Here is a 23,265-nt window from a genome sequence, read left to right on the forward strand (position 1 = left end):
AAATTAATCAGATGTTAAAGAATTAATGTAGCTTAAATTTTGCTAACGTATTAATTTTTAACGTTTTAAAAATAAAAAAATGTACGGAAAAATTAAAGAATATTTACAAAGTGAATTACAGGCAATTGAAGAAAATGGTATTTTTAAAAAAGAACGTATCATAACTTCAGCACAGGATGCTGAAATTACTATCTCTACAGGAGAAAAGGTTTTGAATTTTTGTGCTAATAATTACTTAGGACTTTCTTCCCACCCTGAAGTAGTTCAGGCAGCAAAGGATGCAATGGATTCACATGGCTTCGGAATGTCTTCAGTTCGTTTCATTTGTGGTACACAGGATATTCATAAAACATTAGAAAAAAAGATTGCAGATTTTTATGGCACTGAGGATACCATTCTTTATGCGGCAGCCTTTGATGCTAATGGAGGAGTTTTTGAGCCTTTGTTGGGTGAACAGGATGCCATAATTTCAGATAGCCTGAATCACGCTTCGATTATTGATGGAGTTCGTTTATGTAAAGCCGCTCGTTATCGTTATGAAAACAGCAATATGGAAGATTTAGAACGGCAATTAGTTAAGGCTAATGAAGCAGGAGCGCGTTTTAAATTAATTGTCACTGATGGAGTCTTTTCAATGGATGGCCTTGTAGCGCCTTTAGATGAAATTTGTGATCTGGCGGATAAATATGATGCAATGGTAATGGTTGATGAATGCCATGCTGCAGGGTTCATTGGGCCAACAGGAAAAGGAACTCTTGAAGCAAAAGGTGTGATGGGAAGGGTTGATATAATCACTGGAACACTAGGTAAGGCCTTAGGAGGGGCAATGGGTGGTTATACTACTGCTAAAAAAGAAATTATCGAATTACTACGCCAACGTTCACGTCCATATTTGTTTTCAAATTCTTTAGCGCCTGCAATAGTTGGTGCTTCAATTAAAGTTTTTGAACTTTTAGAAAAAGATACTACTCTAAGGGATAAATTAGAATGGAATACGAATTATTTTAAAGAGGGTATGAAAAAAGCAGGTTTCGATATTATTGACGGAGATTCAGCAATTGTACCCGTCATGTTGTATGATGCAAAATTATCACAAACGATGGCAAATGAACTTCTTAAGCAAGGTATTTATGTTATTGGGTTCTTTTTTCCTGTTGTCCCTAAGGAAAAAGCACGAATTAGAGTACAATTATCTGCTGCACATTCTAAAGAACATTTGGATAGGGCAATCAATGCTTTTGTGTTAGTTGGTCAAATGTTAAAAGTTATATAATTACCATTTAATGCGATTTTTGTAGGTTTTTTTTAACATTACATTTTGTATTTAAAAAATTACGTGTTACTTTTGTCTATAATTAACTAAATTGTAATTAAAAAAAATAAGTATGAAACATCTTAAAAAACTTTTAGTTGCTGGGATGGTGGTGATGGGCTTAAGCTCTCATGCACAGGACAGTAACAACCCATGGGCTATCTCTTTTGGAGTGAATGCCGTTGATACCAGAACAAGTTCTGGATCAGGAAGTGGTTTCTTTGATCAACACTTTTCTCAGCCATTTGCTGTAAAAGACAACTGGAATATTCTTCCATCATTATCTTACATAGGAGTGTCTAAATATGTAGGAGCAGGGTTCTCTGTTGGTTTGCAAGGATCTGTAAACAAAATTGACAAATATGTTGTTTTTGATCCAACTAGCCCAAATGCTGATTCAAGAGGTAATGTAGCCTACAATCCTGGTGATTTAATGTATTATGGAATTGATGCTACTATCAAATATAGCTTCATGGAATTAATTAAATCTAAAGTAATTGATCCGTCTTTATCTGTTGGTGGAGGTTATACTTTCTTTGGAGACAGTAGTTTTGGAACTGTTAATCCAGGTGTTGGTTTGACATTCTGGTTTACAGATGCTATTGGTCTTGAGCTTGCTTCAAGATACAAATGGGCTTTTGGAGATAGAGAAGATGCTTCTGGAACTCCAGATACTCCATCGCATTTCCAGCATACTGCTGGTTTAGTTTTCAAATTCGGAGGTAAGGATACTGACGGAGACGGAATCTACGATAAAGATGATGCTTGTCCGGATGTTGCTGGTTTGAAACAATTCAATGGGTGTCCTGATACTGACGGAGACGGAATTGTTGATGCAAGTGATGCTTGTCCAGATGTATTTGGTTTAGCAGCATTAAACGGTTGTCCTGATACTGATGGAGATGGAATTGCTGATAAAGATGATGCTTGTCCGGATGTTGCTGGTTTAGCTGCTTTAAAAGGTTGTCCTGATACTGACGGTGACGGTGTTGCAGATAAAGATGATAAATGTCCTACTGTTGCTGGTCCAAAAGAAAACGGTGGTTGTCCTTTCTTAGATGCTGACAAAGATGGTGTTGCTGACAAAGATGATGATTGTCCTACTGTAGCTGGTCCAGCTAGCAATAGAGGTTGTCCTGAAGTGACTACAGAAGCTTTAGAAGAACTTAAAGTTCAGGCAAGAGCAGTTTACTTTAACTCAGGTAAAGCTACTTTCAAATCAGGTGACAAAGAAACGCCAGCTAGATTGGATGCTATAAAAGAAATCCTTAAAAATTATCCAAATGCAAAATTCAGTGTTGAAGGACACACAGATAGTGATGGATCTGATGCATTAAATCAAAAACTTTCTGAAGAGAGAGCTGCAGCTGTTATGAATGCCTTAATCGAAAGAGGTGTTAGCGCTGACAACTTAGTTTCAAAAGGATTTGGTGAGTCTATGCCAGTAGCAAGCAACAAAACTGCTGCGGGTAAAGCTCAAAACAGAAGAACTGAAATTAAACATATTGGTTCAAAATACGAAGGTAAACTATAATTTACTTTTCTAAATAATTTTAAAAAGCCATTCTTAATTGAATGGCTTTTTTTATTTTTATCATATGATAAATACTTCTTTTCTTGACAAAATTGCAGCTACTATTATTCAGGATTATTCTGATAGGTTATTTGAAATTACTATTGTGCTTCCTAATAAGAGGGCTAAGGTTTTTTTAATTGAAGCTTTGAGAAAACAAATTTATAACACTATTCTTTCTCCAAAAATTGTTTCAATTGAGGATTTTGTACAAGAAATTGCTTCTGTACGCTCTGTTGATTCAATTGAGTTATTATTTGAATTTTACGAAGTTTATCTTTCGGTTACCGAAAAGCAACATCAGCAATCATTTGAGTTATTTGCCAATTGGGCAAAAACACTTCTTCAGGATTTTAATGAAATTGATCGATATCTTTTAGAGCCTTCGCATGTTTTGTCATATCTAAAGGATATTGAAGATATAAAGAAATGGGGAATAGAAGTTGAAAATAAAACCAGGCTATTAGAAAATTATATTGATTTTTGGAAACTTCTGCCGCTGTATTATAATTCACTATATGAACATTTGTTAAATAAGTCAATAGGATATCAAGGGCTTATTTATCGTGAAGCAGTACATAATCTAAATCATTTTTCGAATACTATTTCAAATAACTCTTATGTTTTTGCGGGATTTAATGCTTTAAATGCAGCTGAAGAAAAAATAGTACAACATCTTTTGGCGCTTGATCAGGCAAAAATTTATTGGGATATTGATCAAATTTTTCTAAATGATCCTTATCACGATGCCGGTCTTTTTGTTAGGCGATTTAAAGAAAATTGGAAACACTATAAATCGAATTCTTTCGAGTGGATTGTGAATGATTTTTCTCAGGCAAAAAACATACATGTAATAGGAACTCCAAAAACTATTGGTCAGGCAAAACTTTCCGGAAGTATCATTGAGGATATAATCAGGGATAATCCGGGTTCTTCTCTTGATAAAGTGGCTATTGTACTTGGGGAAGAAAATTTATTGATGCCTGTTTTGTACTCTTTACCAAATTCCGTTGGGGGACTTAACATCACTATGGGGTATTCAGGTAAAAATAATCCTTCACAAATTTTAATTGCGAAGTTATTTAAAATGCATACAAACGCACTTTCCAGAAATGGCGTGAGTTATGTTTTTTATTACAAAGATGTACTTGATATTTTGACACATCCGCTCATTGAGCCCTATGCGAAAACAAGTCAATTGGTTAAAATTATAAAAGAGAATAATTATACTTTTATTACCTATTCCAGATTAAAAGAACTTAATTCAAATCCGTCAGTTTTATTTGATTTGTTATTTAAAAAATGGGAAAATGGATCTTTGGCAGTACTGGAAAGTATTTCTGCGCTTTTGCTTTTGATAAAAGAAAATTTTAGCAATGACAAAGAGGATGAAAAAATTGCCAAAACTTTTGTCTTCTCTATTTTTAAAGTTATCAATAAATTAATCAATTACTATTCTCAACATACCCATATAGACAATATTCAGACTTTATATGCAATTTATAAGCAGGTTATTGATGTTGCAGAAGTTTCGTTCGAAGGTGAGCCTTTGAATGGTCTGCAGATAATGGGGGTTTTAGAAAGTCGGGTCTTGGATTTTGACACAGTAATCGTAACTTCGATGAATGAAGGAAAATTTCCGGCTGGTAAATCTCAAAATTCCTTTATTCCATATGATGTGAAAAGAGAACTTGGTTTGCCAACTTTTAAGGAAAAGGATGCAATTTATACCTATCACTTTTATCATCTTTTGCAAAGAGCCAAAAATATTTATTTGATTTATAATACCGAAAATGATGGCTTGGATGCCGGTGAACGCAGTCGTTTTATCACACAATTAGAAGTAGAAAAACAATCTAATCATAATTTAACGTTTGACATTTATAACCCGGTTTTGCCGACAACGGCTTATAAACCAATGCTGATTCCAAAATCGGATAACGTACTGGTCCGTTTGAAAGAAATTGCGGCAACAGGGTTTTCGCCTTCTGCCTTGACAAGTTATATTCGGAATCCAATTGATTTTTATTTTCAAAAAATCTTACGCATTAGAGAAGTCGAAGAGGTCGAAGAAAACATTGCATTAAATACGCTGGGGACCATTATTCATGAAACTTTAAAAACCTTATATGAACCTTTTATAGGTAAGTTTATTTCAGAATCAGATATTTTAAATTGTTTTAAATTGTTAGATGGTGAAGTTTTAAGGCAGTTTAAATTGGTTTATAAAGAGGGGGAAATTAAAAAAGGGCGTAATCTTTTGGCTTTTGAAGTTGCAAAGCGTAATGTTTCTAATTTCTTAAAAATGGAATTGGATGCAATTAAAAATGGAGATGCCATTAAAATAATTGCTTTAGAGAAAACTTTTGAACGTCAACTGCAACATCCAAAACTACCATTTCCTGTTTTAATTAAAGGAAATGTTGACAGAATTGAATTGCGCAATGGAAAAATAAGAATCATCGATTATAAGACAGGAAAAGTTGAAAAAACTAATGTGGTCTTGAAATCATGGAATGGATTGACTCAGGAGCTTAAAAACGACAAAATTATTCAGGTATTAGCGTATGCTTTTATGTTTGAAAAAGAAGCAGGTGAGATTCCTGTTGAAGTTGGGATTATTTCATTTAAAAATTTAAAGTCAGGTTTTTTGCCGTTCGGTTTTAAGGAAGATAAAGAATTAGATAGTACTGTTACCAATCAAACTCTAAACCACTATTTAGATGAAATTGTATTTTTGTTAAATGAGATTTTTGATGCAAATATTCCTTTTGAAGAAAAAATAAATTAAATATCAGAAAGCTATTCAATATATTCGATTTTTTTAAAACCACATTAGTACTTAATTTGGCTGTATGTTTTATTGCTGTTTTGTTAGGTGGCTTTGATTATTTTTTTATTATGTTTTTGAGTTTTGGTTTTTTAATAAGTATTGGTGTTAAAGAATTGTATCGTAAAAATGATTACCTGTTTTATTCAAATAACGGCATTAATAAAATTCAGCTTTGGGTCTTTAGCTATATTTTTACTTTTTGTACTACAGTTTTAATAGATCTAATAATTTTTTTAATAAAAAAGTTGTTTTGAAAAAACACATTTTAGAGGTCGACGGAATTCAGAAGCAGTTTGACGAAAGTGTTATACTTTCTGATATATATTTAAAATGCGAAACATCTGAAATTGTCGGCTTGTTGGGGAGTAACGGCTCCGGTAAATCTACATTACTGAAAATTATTGCTGGTCTTGTGAAGGCTCCGGATAAATGTATTCGCATTAATGGAATTTCAAAAAATAAGGCAATGGGTTTGTTTAATGAAATTAGTTATTTGCATCAGAATCAGTTTATTCCAAATCATTTGTCTGTTAAAAAAGCTGTTTTATTATCGATTGACACAAAAGAAATTGAAAGTTTTTACGAAGATGAAATGATTAAGTCTATTTTAAATAAAAAAATAATACACCTGTCAGCGGGAGAGCGCCGTTATTTAGAAATCAAAATAGTACTTAGTAATTCTTCAAAATTTGTTCTTCTAGATGAACCTTATAACGGATTGTCACCCATTATGCTTGATGTTATAGATGTATTAATAAAAGAGAATTCTAAGAAAAAAGCTATAATTATTACGGATCATAATTATCAAAATGTAATCAAAATATCGACCCGGTTAATTTTGATTAAGGATGGTAAATTGTATAATATCAATCAAAAAGAAGATCTTATCCAGAAGGGATATTTGTCAAGTGTTTTATAGTCAGAAGATAATCACTTGTTTTGTTTAAAAAATAGTCTTTTTTAAACTTATGAAGTTTTTTTCTATCAAATGAAGTGTAATTCTCAAATTGTAAATTGTGTGTCTATAATTTATCTTTTTGTTTTATAATGAGATATGAATTTTTTATTTAATTTTTTTGCATTCTTTATTTTAAAAATAAAGAATTAATATGTTATAAATAAAAGTGATTCGGAAATCGATTTCAGTAGCCATTTTTAACAGTTGGTTATTGAAAAGTTATATTATTCGAATATCTTTGTGGCATCTAAAAAAGGATTATTTTAGAAGTTTGACACAAGATGTCAAAATTAAAACGACAAAGATTTTGCCCCCGATAATGAGGAAAAGGCTGTTTCATTTTTATATGAACAGCCTTTTTTATTGCTGTATAAAATTGGTGGGTTTTGGTGCAAAAAGTAAAAAAAAATGTAAGCTAATTTTTACTGAATATTTAACGTTTTTATATCATTTAAAAACCGATAAAAAATAATAGAAAATCACACTTTTTTGATTAATATTTACTTAGATTTGCGACTATATAAAATCAGATGAAAATCTTTATTAACCCCTTTTAAATAAGGGTTTTTTGTGAATTTCTCTTAGCTTTTTTTTATGGAGAATGCACATGAAATTTTAGAAGTTGGCCCAAAGGATTTTGAATCGGTGAAAGATATAATTTATGAGTCTAAATTAATAGATGAAAAACTGCTTAATTTAGAAAATGCTGTACTGTTTATAAAAGACAAACTCGACAGAAACAAGGCAAAAATATTTATTAAAAAAGAACAGGATATTCCTGTTGCATTTATAGTTCTGCATTATAAAGTAAGTCCTTTATCTAAGATAAAATATAACTGGCATATTTCATATCTGTATGTTAAGCCTGCTTATAGAAGAAAACATATTGGCAGGGAAATTTTGTTGCGATGTATCGATTACGCAAAAAAAACAAAGGTTGATCATATTTCATTAAATACAGATACCGAAAATTTTGCAGCACACCAACTTTATGAAGGTTTTGGATTTGTCAGGAAGAATTTTATATCAAATTATTATTATTACGAAATGAAATTATTGTATTGATAAATCATACATTTTTATTTAAAGACAAATACGCTTAAGTATATATTAAGATTACAAATTTATGACAACGTTACTTAAAAATTATTTCAAAAATTTCAGCCAGTTTTCAGTAGAGGTGAAAGTTTTGGCTATCACTACATTTATTAATAGATTAGGGACAATGGTGGTTCCGTTTCTTTCTAAATATATGTTGGAAGAACTTCATTTTAGTTACAGTCAAATAGGATGGGTAATGGTCTTTTTTGGAGTGGGTTCTTTTTTAGGAACGTGGATCAGTGGGAAGTTATCTGATAAAATAGGTTTTTACAAGGTTATGGTCTTTAGCTTATTTACAAGCGGACTTATATTTATTCTGTTACAGTTTTTAACTACTTTTTACAGTTTTTGTTTGGGTGTATTATTACTCACGACGATTTCAGATATGTATAGACCTGCAATGTTAGTTTCTTTGGATACTTACGCGGGTAAAAATGAAAGAACAAAAGCCTTATCGTTAGTACGATCATCTGTAAATTTAGGTTTTATGTTTGGTCCATTAATCGGAGGAATAATTATTACCGTTTTAGATTATAGCTTTTTGTTTTTAATAGATGGATTAACCTGTGTTTTAAGTATTCTGTTATTTTCTATTTATGTTAAAGAGAAAAAACTGCCTTATAAACTAAATACTTTTAAACATTTAAAAGAAGAAAACTCAGTTTTTCAGGATAAGCCTTTTTTGATTCACCTAGTTGTTACTCTGATTACCGGGATACTTTTTTTTCAAATGTTTACTACTCTTTCCCTTTACTATAAAGAAGTTTTTGATTTTTCAAGTATCGAGAGTGGTCTGTTTCTAGCATTAAATGGTGTTTTAATTTTGCTTTTTGAGCTTTCTATTGTCGGTTATGTAGAAGCTAAGAATATAAATAAACTTTTAGTGGTTTCTTTAGGTGTTTTAGCTATGGCAGTCAGTTACTTATTTTTGCTGATCGAAAATAGTGTTTTGGCACTCGTTGTGATGATGGTTTTTATGACTATTGGTATTATGTTTACTTTTCCTTTTGCAAATTCTTTTGTCAAAAAAAGATCTTTAAAAAAGCAGGAAGGTAAATTTATGGCTGTCTTTACAATGAGTTACAGTATTGCGCATATCTTAAGTACTAAATCTGGTATGACCATTATAGCAGAGTATGGTTATAAAGCGAATTGGATATTTTTAACTTGTTTAGGTTTTTTAGGATTTCTTCTGGCTTATCGATTGGTTTTTATTGTGGATAAGGAAAAAGAAATGATTAAAAAGAAAATTGTGGAGTCATTATTTGCAACTTCAAGTAAATAATTTTAAACAAAAAAAGTTTATTGAAATTAATCAATAAACTTTAAGTAATATCATTTTTGTTTAGTAAGCGTTTAATTAAGAAAATTAAACTGTTTAATGGTAATAGCGATTTGGGGCAAAAAAAGCTATAAAATTATATGTAAAAATGATATTATAATTTACCAGAAATCTCTTTTTTGTATTTGTTTAAAAGAGCTTTGGTCATGCCTAAATTAGCATTATTTGAATCTACTGCCAGGTAAATAAAATACTCATTGTTCTCAGAGATGTCAATAATGTGTATTTGATTTGTAAGCGTAATCATGATATCGTCGATACTTTGGTCTAAACCTAATGCGCTAATTGCATTTAATTTTGCCTTTACAACTTCGAGGTTGAAAGCTGAAGCTAATTCAGGATCAAAACCGTCAAGTGATGAATCACTAAAGTAAGATATACCACTTTTTATTTCGGTTACGGCAACTGCAACATAACCAGGGATGTTTTTTTTGATTTCATCTCCAAATTGTTTTAAAAAATCTGACATTATAAATTGTTTTTAAATTGTTATATATTCAACATTGTTTAGTTTTACATCAATTAAGCAGCGATTAAATTCATTATAAACTGCTTATTTTAAAATATTAAAAATTATTTTTGACTTTTTTCGAACGATCCACAACATAGGAAACCAGCCATGCAATTTGTCCTTCTTTTGCAAAATATATTTTTTTTGATTTCAAATCAGGAATGCTTTCCAAGCAGGCTATAAGAATGTTATTAGCCGAAATTAGATGTCTCTGACTGTAGGTGTTAATTACTTTATCAGCATTTTTATTAGTTTTCGCCAGGTTTTCGTATTTGCCAAAATTGTTCTTTAAAATAGCATCGTAATATAAAATGTCTTCCATTTTTAATGGTACAAAATGGTCGTCATTGTCATTGTTGTAGTACAAAGTTGTAAATGCCCAAATTGCTCCTCCGGAAAGATATATTCTCTTTTTTTGCAATGACAAAGGTTTTGTATTAAGCATTTCGCTTATTTTTTCTCTTAAAAGTGGGGCATAGGCAAATGATTTCTCTTTGTATACTTCAATGTCTTCAGTTTCTTTAGGAATTACAATTGTTTTGTTAATTGCTTCAGTAAGTGTAATAGTTCCATAATCTAGTTTTAAAGGAAAAAACTCAAATTTGTTATCATTCTGAACATCTACATATCCTCCTTTTGTATTACCTCCTCCAATGTCAAGTATGAGGGCATCCTGATACTCGTTTGGAGGTATAGATCCTTTTAAGAGCATTTTTCCTTCTGTTTCAGCACTAATGAATTCAAGCTCTTTGTTTGTTGAGACCTTAATTTTATCAATTAAAGCCTGTGTATTATTAGCTAATGCTACTCCGGAAGAAGCAACAATAAATATATTTTCATCAGCAACATTATATTTGTTTTTGATTTTGGTAAGATTTTCAAAAACAACAGCTCCAGCTCTGTTAATATCTCCTTCTGCAAGATTACCATCAATTGATATGCCTTTTGCTATTCCAATGTTTTCTGTCCAGTATGATATTATGTCGTAGTCTCCTTTTTTAATGTTATTGACGTCAATGACAGAAATTTTTATTCCTTTACTTCCTATTTCTATTCCTGCATAAACACTTTTTTGAGAATATGAATCAAAATAAAAAAATACGCCAAAGACGATTAAGAGGTATATTTTTAAAAGATTTTTTTGCTTCATGGTATTTTTATTAATTTCAATTTGTGTGAGTTGTTTTTTTTTATTTTTTTATGCTTTATTCTGGTTATTTAGTAATAATTAAGCAATAAAAATTTTTAGTGTATAAAAAAATATCTTTTTTCTTATATTTGTGTTACTTTATTAAGTGAACTGAATCTAAAGCTTTGGGTTTCATTGATTTTGTCAATTAATTCAAATGCAAAGGTCATTATTAAATGAGTAAATAGTTGTAGCGCATTTAGTCTTCCGTTGTAGAACTAATTCTACAAAGAATGCGTATCTTTTTCCTACTTATTTTTTGTAGTGTTGAAAATCAGATTTTTATAGATGTGTCCTTAAATCGAAGATATCTTTGTTTGTTTTTTTTAATGACAGACATAAATGCAGTTTTATAGCCTAATTTACTACATAGAAAATAATATATAACTACCTACAGAAAACAGTATTTTGTACCTGAATTCTGCAAATTCTTTTTGAAGTCTTAGCTAATAAATTTATTAAGGCTGAATAAAATATAAATAAAAGAAATGTAAAATATGAGTTAGATTAACCCAGAGCTTTTCAAGTTTATAGAAGTAAAATGAAATTGAAAGTATTGTAATAAAAAGAGAAGTGTACAGTAGAATGTTTGAAAACAAAAATTAGTTTTTGTAAATATTTAGAACTTCAACTAATTTAACAATATTGTTAATACCCAATTTTTCAAAAATTCGGCTTTTAAAAGTACTCACAGTTGACATTTGGATGTTTAATTTGTTTGAAATTTCAAGATTTCCCTCACCACTAACAAGAAGCTGGGCAACTTCAATTTCTCTCTCTGATAGTTTATCTAATGGATTTACAGGGTTTTTAGAAAATGTATTTTCTACGATTTTTTCTTTTACAGCATCACTTAAATATTTTCCGGTCTCGAGTAATAGCTTTACCGCTTTGATTATTTCTGAATCGCTGCTGTATTTGTTTAAAAAACCATTAGCGCCAGCATGAATATAACGAAGCGCATATTGAGTTTCATCATATGCAGAAAACATCATAATTAATATTTCTGGATGATCATGTCTGACTTTTTCAACCATTTTGGTACTGTTTCCCCCCGGAATATTTATATCCAGAAAAACAACATCCTGTTTTTGGTTTAATTTATCAATTGCTTCTTTAAAATTATCAGCATGGCTAATTACAATTCCCTCAAAAGCTTTTTTTAGCAGTAAAGAAGTTCCGTGCCGGACTACACTATGATCATCAACTAACAGTATTTTGAGCTCTTTCTTCATTAAATCAAATTAGACCTCAAATTTAAGATTATTTTGATTAACTAAAAATAATTAACTTTTGTCTAATGATTTGTGATAAGATTTCTTTTCTAAAAGTCTTTTTAAGACGAAAAAAAATGAAGCAAAATAGTTTCTAATTCCTCCTTGTTTTCGATTTGGCTCATATGTCCATCTTCAAAAGAAACAAGTTGTGCAGTTGTATTTTCGATTTGAGAAATACTTTCATCATAATTTAAAACAGGGTCTTTTTTTCCTAAAACTAATAAGGCCGGAAAAAGATTCTGTTTCAAAATGTTTTCTCTGTCTTTTCTGATTTTCATCCCTTCAAGAGATGCTATAATTCCTTGTAGAGGTGTTTTTAAAGCTTGTTCTCTTACCTCTTCGATTTCAGAAATAAGGCGGGTCCTGTTGTTTTCACTAAATAAATTAGCAACAGCCATGCTCACAAAAGTGACATGATTCTGTTTTACTGCTTTGATGGCTCGCGTTCTGTTTAATTTTTTTTCGGCACTGTCTTCTTTGGAAGTGGAATTCAGTAAAACTAATTTCTGGATTTCTTTCGGATACAATTCGGCGAAAGCCAAACCTACATAACCGCCCATAGAATGTCCTACAACAATAGTTTTTTGAATATTCAAATCTTTTAAAACCTCATGAACTACATTGGCATTATCTTCCATTGAATGTAAATAACCCAAACAATCTGATTTGCCATGACCCAATAGATCAATTGTGATGACGCGATAGTTTTCAGAGAATAAAGTAACATAACCCTGCCACATTTTTTTGTTTTCTAAAAAGCCGTGAAGTAAAACAATTGCAGTTCCTTCACCTGAATCAGTATAGGATATTTTGGTATTCTTGTATAGAAGAGTTTTCAAAATGATAATTTAAATAATAAAAACAAAGATAATAAAGCACGACTGCATTAGAAATACACTTAGGATTTAATATTATCCTATCTGTTATTATTTTTTTTATAACAAATAGAGTGGTGAAATAAAAAAACGGCTCACTGTAATATGAACCGTAATATAATTAAAACCTATTATCACCATCTAAAAGATTTCCTAATCCGCCCAGCAGGCTTCCTTCATCCCGACTGTTTCCGCCAGATCTTGGTGCTGATGCAATAATGCGATCTGCTAATCTGGAGAAAGGCAGTGACTGGATATAAACCGTTCCCGGACCTTTTAGAGTAGCGTAAAATAAACCTTCGCCTCCAAAAAGAGAATTCTTAATGCCGCCAATAAATTCAATGTCATAATCTACGTCTTTGGTAAAACCTATAATGCATCCTGTATCTACTTTTAGCACTTCACCGTGACCTAGTTCTTTTTTTGCCATTGTTCCTCCTGAATGTACGAATGCCATACCGTCTCCTTCGATTTTCTGCATAATAAAGCCTTCGCCGCCAAATAAACCGCGTCCTAATTTCTGAGAGAATTCTATTCCGACAGAAACACCTTTGGCAGCGCATAAAAAAGAGCTTTTTTGACAAATGAATTTACCCTGAAATTGCGTTAAATCAATTGGAAGGATTTTTCCTGGATAGGGGGATGCAAATGAAACTTTACTTTTTGTATTACCCTGATTTAAAAATGCAGTCATAAACAAGCTTTCTCCGGTAAGAACTCTTTTTCCGGCGCTTAAAAGCTGGCCAAACAAGCCTGAGCCTTGTTGTTGAGAACCGTCACCAAATATAGTTTCCATTTTGATATTGTTTTCCATCATCATAAAACTGCCAGCTTCGGCAATTACAATTTCCTTTGGATCTAATTCTATCTCAACATACTGCATTTCTTCTCCAAAAATCTGATAATCTATTTCGTGTGACTGCATAATTTTTAAATGATTTAGTTTTAAAATAAGTCGAATGAAGTTTTTAAATGTTACAATTTTTTTTCTTAAGATGTTAATTTGAGACAGAAAATTGTAGATGAAAACATCTTATTAAAGATATTAAAAAGATTTGTTATTTTAAATTAGTCTTAATTATGCATTTAATTACTATAAATTCTATATTTTTGCACTGTATTAATTTTATCAGAATGGCATTAGTTAGTGATTTGACCAGCAAAATATTATTTGAAACCGAAAAAGGATACAGTTATCAATGTGATTTGACTAATAGTATTATTATCAATTTTGTAGACACAGTATCAAGTTATAAAATTCATGATTTTTTAATTTTTCAGAGAAAGGTTAATAGCGTTGATATTCTTAACATGCTTTATGATTTGTCTGATCACTCGGATGCGCAGTTGATTGAAACCACTAAAAGAAATTTTTCGAGAAACCTAACTATTTGCGAAATAGTACAGCTTAGAGAATTATTAAACGGAACTAAATTTACCCTTAATTTACATTCTATGCTTTGCAATATTCTAAATGCAGAGTTGATTTGATGTTTACTTAGATTAAATCCAAATTTACAGGCACATAAGACTGTTCCCTTTAATTTTTGTAACTTTACACGTATAAAATTTAAAGGTTATGAAAGATTTACTAAGAACAAGTACTTCATTAGTTGAGGGAATACAAAATATATTAAACTTACAGGCAAAGATAGAAAGTGACGCTTCCAATAAATATTTAGCGATGGCTGCATGGCTGGATAGAAATGGTTATGAAAATACAGCATCGTATCTGTATAAGCAAGCGGAAGAAGAAAGAGAGCATTTCCTTAAAGTTTTCAAATATATTACAGACATGGGAGGGATTGCAGTTACACCATCTGTTCCGGAAGTGCAGCAGGAATTTGCTTCTTTTAGAGAAGTATTCGAAATTGCTTTGCAAAATGAAATAGCAGTTACGCAGGCAATTAATAGAGTTATTGCAAAATGTAGAGCTGAAAATGATTACGCTACAGAAGATTTTATGATGTGGTATGTTGCTGAGCAAAGAGAAGAGGAGAAAAATGCAAGAAGAGCTTTAGAGCTTTTTGATCTGATTAACGAAAACGAAGCTACAGGCAAATTTGAATTGGATTTGCAAATATCAAAAATCGGATAAACACTGATCTTTATAATTTAAAAAGCCCTTAATGAAGTAAATTATTAAGGGCTTTGTTATTTTATGCATTCATCAGCGTTTCAATCTCATCGACTTCAACCGGAATATTACGCATCAAATTAAAAGGTTCTCCTTTTTCCTGAATTACAATATTGTCTTCCAGACGGATTCCAAAACCTTCTGCCGGAATATAAATTCCCGGTTCTACCGTAAAAACCATATTCGCTTTCATTGGTTCGTGAAGCAGTCCGTAATCATGCGTGTCCAGTCCCATGTGGTGTGACGTTCCGTGCATGAAATATTTTTTGTAAGCCGGCCAGTCCGGATTTTCGTTTTGAACATCGGCTTTGTCAATCAAACCTAAACCAAGCAATTCCGAAGTCATAATTTTACCCACTTCCACATGGTATTGTTTCCAAAGTGTTCCCGGAGTCAACATTTTTGTCGCTTCGTTTTTCACTCTTAAAACCGCATTGTAAACTGCTTTTTGTCTATCCGAGAATTTTCCCGAAACCGGAATCGTTCTCGTCATATCGCTGGAATAATTCGCATATTCTGCCGCAACATCCAATAAAATCAAATCTCCTTCTTTACATTGCTGATTGTTTTCGATATAATGCAAAACATTCGCATTGTTTCCCGAAGCAATAATAGGGGTGTAGGCAAAACCTTTAGAACGGTTACGAATGAATTCGTGAATCAGTTCGGCTTCGATTTCATATTCGGTAACATTGGGTTTCACGAAAGGAAGCAATCTGCGGAAACCTTTTTCGGTAATGTCACAGGCTTTCTGAATCAAATCTATCTCTTCGCTTTCCTTTACAGAACGAATACGTTGCAAAATCGGGTTGCTTTTCGCCACATTGTGTGCCGGATATTTCTCTTTCCACCATTTTACAAAACGGGCCTCGCGGGTTTCTGTTTCAACAGCTGCACGGTAATGTTCGTTGGTGTTGATGTACATCGTATCGGCATAGGTCATCATTTCGTTCAAAACTTTATGAAAATCCTGCAGCCAATAAACCGTTCTGATTCCCGAAACCTGAAAAGCACGTTCTTTACTTAGTTTTTCGCCTTCCCAAACTGCGATATGATCGTTGGTTTCCTTCAGAAACAGTATCTCTTTTTGATTTTCATAAGGCGCATCCGGAAACAAAAGCAAAATACTTTCTTCCTGATCCACACCGCTCAGATAAAAAATATCCCTGTGCTGTGCAAAAGGCATCGTGCTGTCGGCACTAATTGGGTAAATGTCATTGGAGTTGAAAACGGCAACACTGTTAGGTTTAATTTCTGCCGTGAATTTTCTGCGGTTTTTTACAAAAAGAGCGCTGTTTATTTGATGATATTTCATAATTATTTCGTTTTTGAACTTCGAATTTCAAAATTAATGATTTTTTGAAGAAGTGACGTATAATTGATTTATTAAAGTTTTCATATTGTTTGGGCGTGTCCCAAGGGCCGGGCTTTCGGCTATATCTTTTATTCCGCTGTCGCTTCATAAAAGGATACCGCCTCTATCCCTCACGCGAACTCGGTTTCATAAGAAAATTTATCGAAATGGATTTAATAATTCGATTTTGTATATTGTGATGATTTTGATTTAATAAAAATGAAAGAACTGCTAATTGAAAGTAAAGGAATAAGAACCGACCAATATTTTATACCGCCTTTTGAGCTAAGAGAAGGAGAGCTGGTCGTTTTATATTTGTACGGTGGAGCTCATTTCCAAAGTATCAAAACGGAATTAGTTAATATTTTTACGGGAAAAATAAAAAACGAAAATGTAATTATCTTTAAGCCTCTGACTTATGTAGATTATTTTAAAGAATCGAAATTTAGAAACTTGTTTTTTCCAGTTAGAGTTGATGGATATTTAAGGAAAAATGCAAATTTGGAGAGTAAGTTTATCCATAAAATTTTTGAAATTCCCTGGATTAATAAGAAGACGAAAATAAATGAACTTTACTGGAATACTAAAAGACTACTTGCATTATATGCAACGTTCTCTAAAACAAAACATATCGTTTTTGAATTAGCGGGACAAGGACCTAAGGATGCAAAAGAAACTTGTGATATTGTTAGAAATGAAATTAGAAAAGGAGGTTCTGGGATATTAATTGACTGGGCTTCTGATATGAATGATAATTGTGATAAACTCATAACTTTAGAATGGTTAACTGTTTAACCCGATAGTATGGATTTGCAATCCGTGACCAAGCAATTGTTGCTAAAAACATGTTTAATCAAAACTAAAAACCACCCCTATGAATAAACTATTTACTCTACTTGCTTTAATAATCTCAATTAATCTTTCGGCACAAAAACTTCAATTTGATAAGAAATTTGTAGAAAGTGAAGATAAGTGGGTTGCTTTTCAGGCCGATAGTATCGGTAATTATAATTTCGGATTCATATATGTTGATGCTCAGGCAGGATTAACATTGGAATATGAAGGTTTTTTTAAAATTGATCAAGCCGGAAAATTTATAATGGATAAAAAGGAAAAGACAAGTTCGATGAAATATAGGTTACAGCCAAATAATACTTTAGTGGCATTTATACCCGAATCAAAATTTGCAGAGTTGCATATTCAAAAAACACCGGATTGGCTTAAACATTATAAAGGGGATGAAAATTCAATAGGACGTCTTTACAGGTGGGGATTCATGTACAACGGCTGGAATGAATGTGAAAAAGCATTGGAATATCTTGAAAAAGCTAATAAAATGGATCCGGAATATAAAGGTCTTAGTGTAGAATTAGCTTTTTCTTATAATTGCCTCAAACAATATCAAAAAGCGGTTGATGTGCTGAAAATTGCTTTAAAACAAAATCCTCTGGATGCTTATACGAATAAGGAATTAATTTATGCTGAAACTAAAAATGGTAATATTCAGGATGCTGAAAATGTCTGCCGAAAAGTTTTTAAAGAATGCAAGGATAAGACCTATAACTCTGAAAATGCCTACAACATTTTGCAGGCACATTATATCAAGAAAGATATTAAAAATTTCAATCATTGGTTTACAGAAGCGAATTCATATTTGATGAGCAATGAAAAAATTAAATCTTTAGCCGAACAAATGAAGACTGAATTGAAATAACACAGGCATGAAGTTCTAGCTATTATTAAATATTTTCATGTTTAACTTTCTGAATATCAATTACATTGCATAAAAAAAACACGCACCCATAGATATAGAGCAATTAAAATCACAAAAAATGGCAACAGAAATTATTTCAGCAACACCTGATCGTGAAATTGTAACAACGAGAATAATAAAAGAACAAAAAGATCTTGTTTATAGAGCGTGGTCAGATCCGGATCATTTGAAAAATTGGTGGGGACCAAAAGGATTCACAAATACCTTCAACGAATTCGATTTTCGTCCTGGAGGGAAATGGAGTTTTATTATGCACGGACCTGAAAAAGGAAATTATCCTAATGAATGTGAGTTTACAAGAATAGAAAAACCAAGTCTTATAGCCTGGAAACGATTTTCAAAACCGCTTTTTCAGATTCTTGTTACCTTTGATGAAGTATCAGAGAATTCCACAAAAGTGGTTTTCAAAATGATTTTCGATACAGCCGAAGAGTATGAGAAATTAAAACCTTTTGTAGTCGATAAAAATGAAGAAAACTTTGATAAACTCGAAATTGAATTATCGAAAATGTTTTTAGCAAAAAAACCGAAGTAATTAAACTTCGGTTTTGGAATTTGGACTTTATAAATTGAAATTTAATCCACCCATTTATAATATCTCGCCCCAATCAAATTAGGGATCTCTTTTTCGATTCGCTCTAAAACCCATTCGTTTTTAGGCGTTCGAATACTTTGTTTTTGTTCTTTTTTGTGAAGGCTTTCATAAGTTTCAAAACCTATTTCTGTACTTTCTTCCAGATTTTCAAAAAGTTTGGTTTTGGCTAGAGCCGATTGCCATTCCGGTTGAATCGTTCCTTCAAAAACTTTCGATTTTGATCCGCTTCCATAAGCCAGAAATCCGAATTTTGTTCCTGCAATATCTTTCTCCGTATCATAGTAATGAGCCAAAGTTGATAACAATCCCATGAAAATGGAACCTGTATAAAGGTTTCCAATTAAAGAAGAAGCCAATTCTGCAGGCTGTAATTTCTCGGTTACAAATTTTTTGTATTCTTCAGATTTTCCAACTTCTTTAATTTTATTCTGATAATCTGATGGCTCTATATTTTCTGAAATGATTTTATCGGAATGATCTAAGGCATAAATTTCAGATAACATTCTTCTTCCCTGAAAAGAATAGGGAAGGTGCATGATGATGCTGTTCCAGGAATTGTATAAAGTTTCGGTTGTGTTTTTTAATTTTTTGAATGAAAAGTAAGCAGAACGAGTACGATCCATATAACATTGATTCGAATACTGACCATCAAAAACCGGCTGGTCTTTATGAATTTCGATTTCAGCTTCTAAATTATCAAACCACGGATCATTGTTTTCCTTTTGTGTAATCGCTTCTTTTGAGATAGTTCTGTACGGTTTAAAAAAGTCAAAAACACCTTTTGTGCTCGTTGCCCAATTGTCATCAAAAGCAATAATTCTCGGGTTTGAAGTCACTAACATTGCCAAAGCACCTGCGCCTTGTGTATATTCTCCGGTAGAATTTAAATCGTATTTGGCAAAATCAGTCGTAACCACAATTGCTTTTTTAGCCGGATTCAGTTTTACAAAATCAATACAGTTTTGCAAAGCATCAACTCCGCCGATACAGGCAAAAGTAAAATCGACAACATCACATTCGGCAAGAGAATCTTCTCCAAATTTCTGTTCCATTAAACTGATTAAGAAAGAACTGATGGGTTTCGAACTGTCGATACCGCTTTCTGTACCTACATAAATGCGGCTAATCTCGTTCAGGTTTATTTCGTTCTCAAGGACTAATTTGGTCAACGCATTGGCTCCAAAAACAACTGGATCCTGATGAACATCCGGCAAAGTCATTTTAATTAATCCGAGTCCTTTTTCTAATTTTTCTGGTTCAATATTTCTGGCGAAAGCCAAAGTTTTGATGGGTAAGTGTATGTTGGCTACATCAAAAGAAATAGCATCAATTCCTGTTTTCATTCTCATTTTTTTTGAAGCGGATAAAGGTAAAATTATGCAATAGAATAGCAATTTATAAGATTACAAAATTACGCTTTTCACCCACTTTTGATGAAAACAAATTAAAAGTTTGATTAAAATAATAATTTAGTTAACTTTTGTTATTTTTTTGTGAGTTCTATATTTTTCTTAAATAAAGCTCTTAATTGTGTTTTTAAAAATTTTTATTAAAAATTAATGTGTTATTTGTTTTTTTAATACGTAAAAGTACGTATAGTAGTCTATTTTAAAATCATTATAAATAACAACGAAATGGTTGTAGTTGATGTGTAATTGGTTTATTTTTGCTTAATTTTTTAAAACAAACTACTTAAACAATTATGGCACAATCTGCACTATTGAATGCTTCCATCTTAAAGAAAGTGGCAATGGCACTTTCGGGAATATTCTTAATCACGTTTTTAGCGCTGCATGTTTCCTTAAATTTCATTTCTATTATTAGTGAAGATACTTTTAACGAAGCTTCTCACTTTATGGGTTACAATCCGCTAATACAATATGTAATGCAACCAGTTTTGGCAATCGGGGTAATTTTCCATTTCGTTATGGGATTTGTACTGACTATCCAAAACAGAGCTGCAAGACCAATTGCTTATGCAAATTACAACGGAGCTGCCAATGCTTCATGGAGTTCCCGAAATATGATTATTTCAGGATTGGTTATCTTGGCTTTCTTAGGATTGCATTTTTATGATTTCTGGTTTCCTGAAGTTGCCTACAAGTATATCGCAGGAAATGAGCCGGATGCTACAAGATATTACGGAGAGTTAGTTCATAAATTTCATGATCCAATTCGTACAGGATTATACTGTATTTCATTTGTACTTTTAGGATTTCACCTTTGGCACGGATTCGGTTCATCTCTTCAATCAATGGGGATGCACAATAAATATTCAAGATTCTTAAGTAAAGTAGGTTACTGGTTTGCAGTTGTAGTACCGGCCGCTTTCGTAATTATCGCATTATTTCATCATTTCAATAATTAATATCAATTATAATGGCATTAGATTCAAAAATTCCACATGGTCCAATTGCGGACAAATGGACAGATTATAAAGATCATATTAATTTAGTAAACCCTGCAAACAAACGTAATTTAGATATTATTATCGTAGGTACAGGTTTGGCTGGAGGTTCTGCTGCGGCAACTTTGGCTGAGTTAGGATATAACGTAAAAGCATTTTGTTTTCAGGATTCCCCTCGTCGTGCGCACTCTATTGCTGCACAAGGGGGTATCAATGCAGCAAAAAATTATAAAGGGGATGGTGACTCTGTTTACAGATTGTTCTACGATACTGTAAAAGGAGGAGACTATCGTGCACGTGAAGCAAACGTTCATCGTTTGGCTGAAGTTTCAGCTAATATTATCGACCAGTGTGTGGCTCAAGGGGTGCCATTGGCACGTGAATATGGCGGACTTTTAGATAACCGTTCTTTTGGAGGAACTTTGGTTTCCCGTACTTTTTACGCACAAGGACAAACAGGACAGCAATTATTATTAGGAGCTTATTCTGCAATGAACCGTCAGATTGGTCGTGGAAAAGTAAAAATGTACAACCGTCACGAAATGCTTGATCTAGTAATCGTTGACGGAAAAGCGAGAGGTATTATCGCTCGTAACTTGATTACAGGAGAAATAGAAAGACATTCTGCTCATGCCGTAGTTATTGGTTCCGGAGGATACGGAAACGTATTTTTCCTTTCGACAAATGCTATGGGAAGTAATGCAACAGCAGCCTGGAAAATTCATAAAAAAGGAGCGTTTTTCGCGAATCCTTGCTACACACAAATTCACCCAACATGTATTCCGGTTTCAGGAGATCACCAGTCAAAACTGACTTTGATGTCTGAATCGTTACGTAATGACGGTCGTATCTGGGTTCCTGCAAAATTAGAAGATGCTCAGGCAATTCGTGAGGGAAAGAAAAAAGCAACAGATTTAGCTGAAAGTGAAAGAGATTATTTCTTAGAAAGAAGGTACCCTGCTTTTGGTAACTTAGTACCTCGTGACGTTGCGTCCCGTGCTGCAAAAGAAAGATGTGATGCCGGTTTTGGAGTTAACAAAACAGGAGAAGCTGTTTATTTGGATTTCGCTGCAGCGATTAAAAGATACGGTACAGAAGCAGCTTATGTGAAAGGTTTAGATGCAAACGATAGTGCTTTGATAACTAAACTAGGAGCCGAAATCGTGAAAAGTAAATACGGAAACTTATTCCAGATGTATTACAAAATCGTTGACGAAGATCCTTATACTACACCAATGATGATTTACCCGGCGGTTCACTACACAATGGGTGGAACATGGGTTGATTATAATTTGATGACTACAATTCCGGGTTGTTTCTCAATCGGAGAATCTAACTTCTCTGATCACGGAGCAAACAGACTTGGAGCTTCTGCTTTGATGCAAGGTTTAGCTGATGGATATTTCGTTCTCCCTTATACTATTGGAGATTATTTGGCCCCAGATATTAAAATGGGTCCGATTTCTACAGACTTACCGGAATTCGTTGAAGCAGAGAAAAACGTAAAAGACTTAATTGATAAATTTATCAATAATAAAGGAACTCATTCTGTAGATCATTTCCATAAAAAACTTGGAAAAATCATGTGGGATAAAGTAGGTATGGCTCGTAATGAAAAAGGTTTAAATGAAGCGATTGTAGAAATTGCTGCTTTACGTGAAGAATTTTATAAAGATGTAAAAGTACCTGGAACTGCAAACGAATTTAATCAGGAACTTGAAAAAGCAATCCGTGTTGCCGATTTCTTGGAGTTAGGAGAATTGTTTGCAAAAGATGCATTGCACCGTAACGAATCTTGTGGAGGTCACTTCCGTGAAGAATACCAGACAGAAGAAGGGGAAGCACTTCGTGATGACGAAAACTTTGCATACGTTGCAGCCTGGGAATACAAAGGCAAACCAAGTGATGCAGTATTACACAAAGAACCTCTGGTTTACGAAAACATTAAATTAGTACAGCGTAGCTATAAATAAGAATTTGGTCGAAAGTCCAAAGTCTTAAAGTCAAAAGGCAAAATGTGCCAAGCG

At 32.6% G+C, this 23,265-nt stretch carries 20 protein-coding genes; 13 read left to right on the forward strand and 7 right to left on the reverse strand.

Annotated features, from left to right (window positions below; genetic code table 11):
* Positions 1 to 79 precede the first annotated feature (79 nt).
* The 6 genes from kbl (at position 80) to ACEN2I_RS07685 (ending at position 9,062) form a co-directional block, all read left to right on the forward strand.
* The gene (gene kbl / locus ACEN2I_RS07660) at positions 80 to 1,273 is read left to right on the forward strand and encodes a glycine C-acetyltransferase (protein WP_441765507.1); all 1,194 of its coding nucleotides are present in this window, start codon (positions 80 to 82) and stop codon (positions 1,271 to 1,273) included.
* A 112-nt stretch (positions 1,274 to 1,385) separates the two neighbouring features.
* Positions 1,386 to 2,846, forward strand: a complete 1,461-nt coding sequence (locus ACEN2I_RS07665; protein ID WP_441765508.1) for an OmpA family protein — start codon at positions 1,386 to 1,388, stop codon at positions 2,844 to 2,846.
* A 64-nt stretch (positions 2,847 to 2,910) separates the two neighbouring features.
* Positions 2,911 to 5,676, forward strand: a complete 2,766-nt coding sequence (locus tag ACEN2I_RS07670) for a PD-(D/E)XK nuclease family protein (protein ID WP_441765509.1) — start codon at positions 2,911 to 2,913, stop codon at positions 5,674 to 5,676.
* A 292-nt stretch (positions 5,677 to 5,968) separates the two neighbouring features.
* Positions 5,969 to 6,637, forward strand: coding sequence for an ATP-binding cassette domain-containing protein (locus ACEN2I_RS07675; protein ID WP_441765510.1), 669 nt, complete (start codon positions 5,969 to 5,971; stop codon positions 6,635 to 6,637).
* 633 nt (positions 6,638 to 7,270) lie between these two features.
* Positions 7,271 to 7,741, forward strand: a complete 471-nt coding sequence (locus tag ACEN2I_RS07680; protein WP_441765511.1) for a GNAT family N-acetyltransferase — start codon at positions 7,271 to 7,273, stop codon at positions 7,739 to 7,741.
* Between the two features lie 61 nt (positions 7,742 to 7,802).
* Positions 7,803 to 9,062, forward strand: coding sequence for an MFS transporter (locus ACEN2I_RS07685; protein WP_441765512.1), 1,260 nt, complete (start codon positions 7,803 to 7,805; stop codon positions 9,060 to 9,062).
* A gap of 151 nt (positions 9,063 to 9,213) precedes the next feature.
* On the opposite strand, the gene ACEN2I_RS07690 is transcribed toward ACEN2I_RS07685, so the two are convergent.
* The 5 genes from ACEN2I_RS07690 to ACEN2I_RS07710 form a co-directional block, all read right to left on the reverse strand.
* Entirely contained in the window at positions 9,214 to 9,588 is a 375-nt protein-coding gene (locus ACEN2I_RS07690) for a hypothetical protein (RefSeq protein ID WP_441765513.1), read from the reverse strand.
* A gap of 97 nt (positions 9,589 to 9,685) precedes the next feature.
* A complete protein-coding gene (locus tag ACEN2I_RS07695) occupies positions 9,686 to 10,780 on the reverse strand; it encodes a Ppx/GppA phosphatase family protein (protein WP_441765514.1) in 1,095 nt (364 codons plus the stop codon).
* A 641-nt stretch (positions 10,781 to 11,421) separates the two neighbouring features.
* The gene (locus ACEN2I_RS07700) at positions 11,422 to 12,054 is read right to left on the reverse strand and encodes a response regulator (RefSeq protein WP_441765515.1); all 633 of its coding nucleotides are present in this window, start codon (positions 12,052 to 12,054) and stop codon (positions 11,422 to 11,424) included.
* Between the two features lie 101 nt (positions 12,055 to 12,155).
* The gene (locus ACEN2I_RS07705; protein WP_441765516.1) at positions 12,156 to 12,935 is read right to left on the reverse strand and encodes an alpha/beta fold hydrolase; all 780 of its coding nucleotides are present in this window, start codon (positions 12,933 to 12,935) and stop codon (positions 12,156 to 12,158) included.
* Between the two features lie 157 nt (positions 12,936 to 13,092).
* Positions 13,093 to 13,896, reverse strand: coding sequence for a TIGR00266 family protein (locus ACEN2I_RS07710; protein WP_441765517.1), 804 nt, complete (start codon positions 13,894 to 13,896; stop codon positions 13,093 to 13,095).
* 209 nt (positions 13,897 to 14,105) lie between these two features.
* Here ACEN2I_RS07710 and ACEN2I_RS07715 point away from each other — a divergent pair, with 209 nt between their 5' ends.
* A complete protein-coding gene (locus ACEN2I_RS07715) occupies positions 14,106 to 14,462 on the forward strand; it encodes a hypothetical protein (RefSeq protein WP_441765518.1) in 357 nt (118 codons plus the stop codon).
* Between the two features lie 88 nt (positions 14,463 to 14,550).
* Positions 14,551 to 15,069 carry a ferritin gene (locus tag ACEN2I_RS07720; RefSeq protein WP_441765519.1) on the forward strand — a complete coding sequence of 173 codons (519 nt, stop codon included), beginning with the start codon at positions 14,551 to 14,553 and terminating at the stop codon, positions 15,067 to 15,069.
* A 61-nt stretch (positions 15,070 to 15,130) separates the two neighbouring features.
* Here ACEN2I_RS07720 and ACEN2I_RS07725 read toward each other — a convergent pair whose 3' ends face one another.
* On the reverse strand, positions 15,131 to 16,423 hold the full coding sequence (locus ACEN2I_RS07725) for an aminopeptidase P family protein (protein ID WP_441765520.1): 1,293 nt from the start codon (positions 16,421 to 16,423) through the stop codon (positions 15,131 to 15,133).
* 258 nt (positions 16,424 to 16,681) lie between these two features.
* Here ACEN2I_RS07725 and ACEN2I_RS07730 point away from each other — a divergent pair, with 258 nt between their 5' ends.
* From ACEN2I_RS07730 to ACEN2I_RS07740, 3 genes are all read left to right on the forward strand, one after another.
* A complete protein-coding gene (locus ACEN2I_RS07730) occupies positions 16,682 to 17,257 on the forward strand; it encodes a hypothetical protein (RefSeq protein WP_441765521.1) in 576 nt (191 codons plus the stop codon).
* Positions 17,258 to 17,336: 79 nt separating this feature from the next.
* A complete protein-coding gene (locus tag ACEN2I_RS07735; protein WP_441765522.1) occupies positions 17,337 to 18,176 on the forward strand; it encodes a tetratricopeptide repeat protein in 840 nt (279 codons plus the stop codon).
* 118 nt (positions 18,177 to 18,294) lie between these two features.
* On the forward strand, positions 18,295 to 18,771 hold the full coding sequence (locus ACEN2I_RS07740) for an SRPBCC family protein (protein ID WP_441765523.1): 477 nt from the start codon (positions 18,295 to 18,297) through the stop codon (positions 18,769 to 18,771).
* A 41-nt stretch (positions 18,772 to 18,812) separates the two neighbouring features.
* Here the strand turns inward: ACEN2I_RS07740 and ACEN2I_RS07745 are convergent, their stop codons facing one another.
* Entirely contained in the window at positions 18,813 to 20,174 is a 1,362-nt protein-coding gene (locus ACEN2I_RS07745; protein ID WP_441765524.1) for a hydroxymethylglutaryl-CoA synthase family protein, read from the reverse strand.
* 359 nt (positions 20,175 to 20,533) lie between these two features.
* On the opposite strand from ACEN2I_RS07745, the gene ACEN2I_RS07750 reads away from it, so the two are divergent.
* Entirely contained in the window at positions 20,534 to 21,199 is a 666-nt protein-coding gene (locus ACEN2I_RS07750; protein ID WP_441765525.1) for a succinate dehydrogenase cytochrome b subunit, read from the forward strand.
* An 11-nt stretch (positions 21,200 to 21,210) separates the two neighbouring features.
* Positions 21,211 to 23,211: a fumarate reductase/succinate dehydrogenase flavoprotein subunit gene (locus tag ACEN2I_RS07755; protein ID WP_441765526.1), complete on the forward strand. Its 2,001-nt coding sequence runs from the start codon at positions 21,211 to 21,213 to the stop codon at positions 23,209 to 23,211.
* The last annotated feature ends 54 nt before the right edge of the window (positions 23,212 to 23,265 follow it).

Origin of the sequence: Flavobacterium sp. W22_SRS_FK3 (assembly GCF_052113665.1) — a bacterium.
Classification (GTDB): domain Bacteria; phylum Bacteroidota; class Bacteroidia; order Flavobacteriales; family Flavobacteriaceae; genus Flavobacterium.

What these genes read in the sequence shown, in the direction of transcription:
- ACEN2I_RS07755 (WP_441765526.1), top strand. Translation starts at nt 21,211, where the DNA reads ATGGCATTAGATTCAAAAATTCCACATGGTCCAATTGCGGACAAATGG.
- ACEN2I_RS07715 (WP_441765518.1), top strand. Translation starts at nt 14,106, where the DNA reads ATGGCATTAGTTAGTGATTTGACCAGCAAAATATTATTTGAAACCGAA.
- ACEN2I_RS07725 (WP_441765520.1), bottom strand. Translation starts at nt 16,423, where the DNA reads ATGAAATATCATCAAATAAACAGCGCTCTTTTTGTAAAAAACCGCAGA.
- ACEN2I_RS07680 (WP_441765511.1), top strand. Translation starts at nt 7,271, where the DNA reads ATGGAGAATGCACATGAAATTTTAGAAGTTGGCCCAAAGGATTTTGAA.
- ACEN2I_RS07700 (WP_441765515.1), bottom strand. Translation starts at nt 12,054, where the DNA reads ATGAAGAAAGAGCTCAAAATACTGTTAGTTGATGATCATAGTGTAGTC.
- ACEN2I_RS07730 (WP_441765521.1), top strand. Translation starts at nt 16,682, where the DNA reads ATGAAAGAACTGCTAATTGAAAGTAAAGGAATAAGAACCGACCAATAT.
- ACEN2I_RS07750 (WP_441765525.1), top strand. Translation starts at nt 20,534, where the DNA reads ATGGCACAATCTGCACTATTGAATGCTTCCATCTTAAAGAAAGTGGCA.
- ACEN2I_RS07710 (WP_441765517.1), bottom strand. Translation starts at nt 13,896, where the DNA reads ATGCAGTCACACGAAATAGATTATCAGATTTTTGGAGAAGAAATGCAG.
- ACEN2I_RS07670 (WP_441765509.1), top strand. Translation starts at nt 2,911, where the DNA reads ATGATAAATACTTCTTTTCTTGACAAAATTGCAGCTACTATTATTCAG.
- kbl (WP_441765507.1), top strand. Translation starts at nt 80, where the DNA reads ATGTACGGAAAAATTAAAGAATATTTACAAAGTGAATTACAGGCAATT.
- ACEN2I_RS07735 (WP_441765522.1), top strand. Translation starts at nt 17,337, where the DNA reads ATGAATAAACTATTTACTCTACTTGCTTTAATAATCTCAATTAATCTT.
- ACEN2I_RS07690 (WP_441765513.1), bottom strand. Translation starts at nt 9,588, where the DNA reads ATGTCAGATTTTTTAAAACAATTTGGAGATGAAATCAAAAAAAACATC.
- ACEN2I_RS07665 (WP_441765508.1), top strand. Translation starts at nt 1,386, where the DNA reads ATGAAACATCTTAAAAAACTTTTAGTTGCTGGGATGGTGGTGATGGGC.
- ACEN2I_RS07740 (WP_441765523.1), top strand. Translation starts at nt 18,295, where the DNA reads ATGGCAACAGAAATTATTTCAGCAACACCTGATCGTGAAATTGTAACA.
- ACEN2I_RS07695 (WP_441765514.1), bottom strand. Translation starts at nt 10,780, where the DNA reads ATGAAGCAAAAAAATCTTTTAAAAATATACCTCTTAATCGTCTTTGGC.
- ACEN2I_RS07685 (WP_441765512.1), top strand. Translation starts at nt 7,803, where the DNA reads ATGACAACGTTACTTAAAAATTATTTCAAAAATTTCAGCCAGTTTTCA.
- ACEN2I_RS07720 (WP_441765519.1), top strand. Translation starts at nt 14,551, where the DNA reads ATGAAAGATTTACTAAGAACAAGTACTTCATTAGTTGAGGGAATACAA.
- ACEN2I_RS07745 (WP_441765524.1), bottom strand. Translation starts at nt 20,174, where the DNA reads ATGAAAACAGGAATTGATGCTATTTCTTTTGATGTAGCCAACATACAC.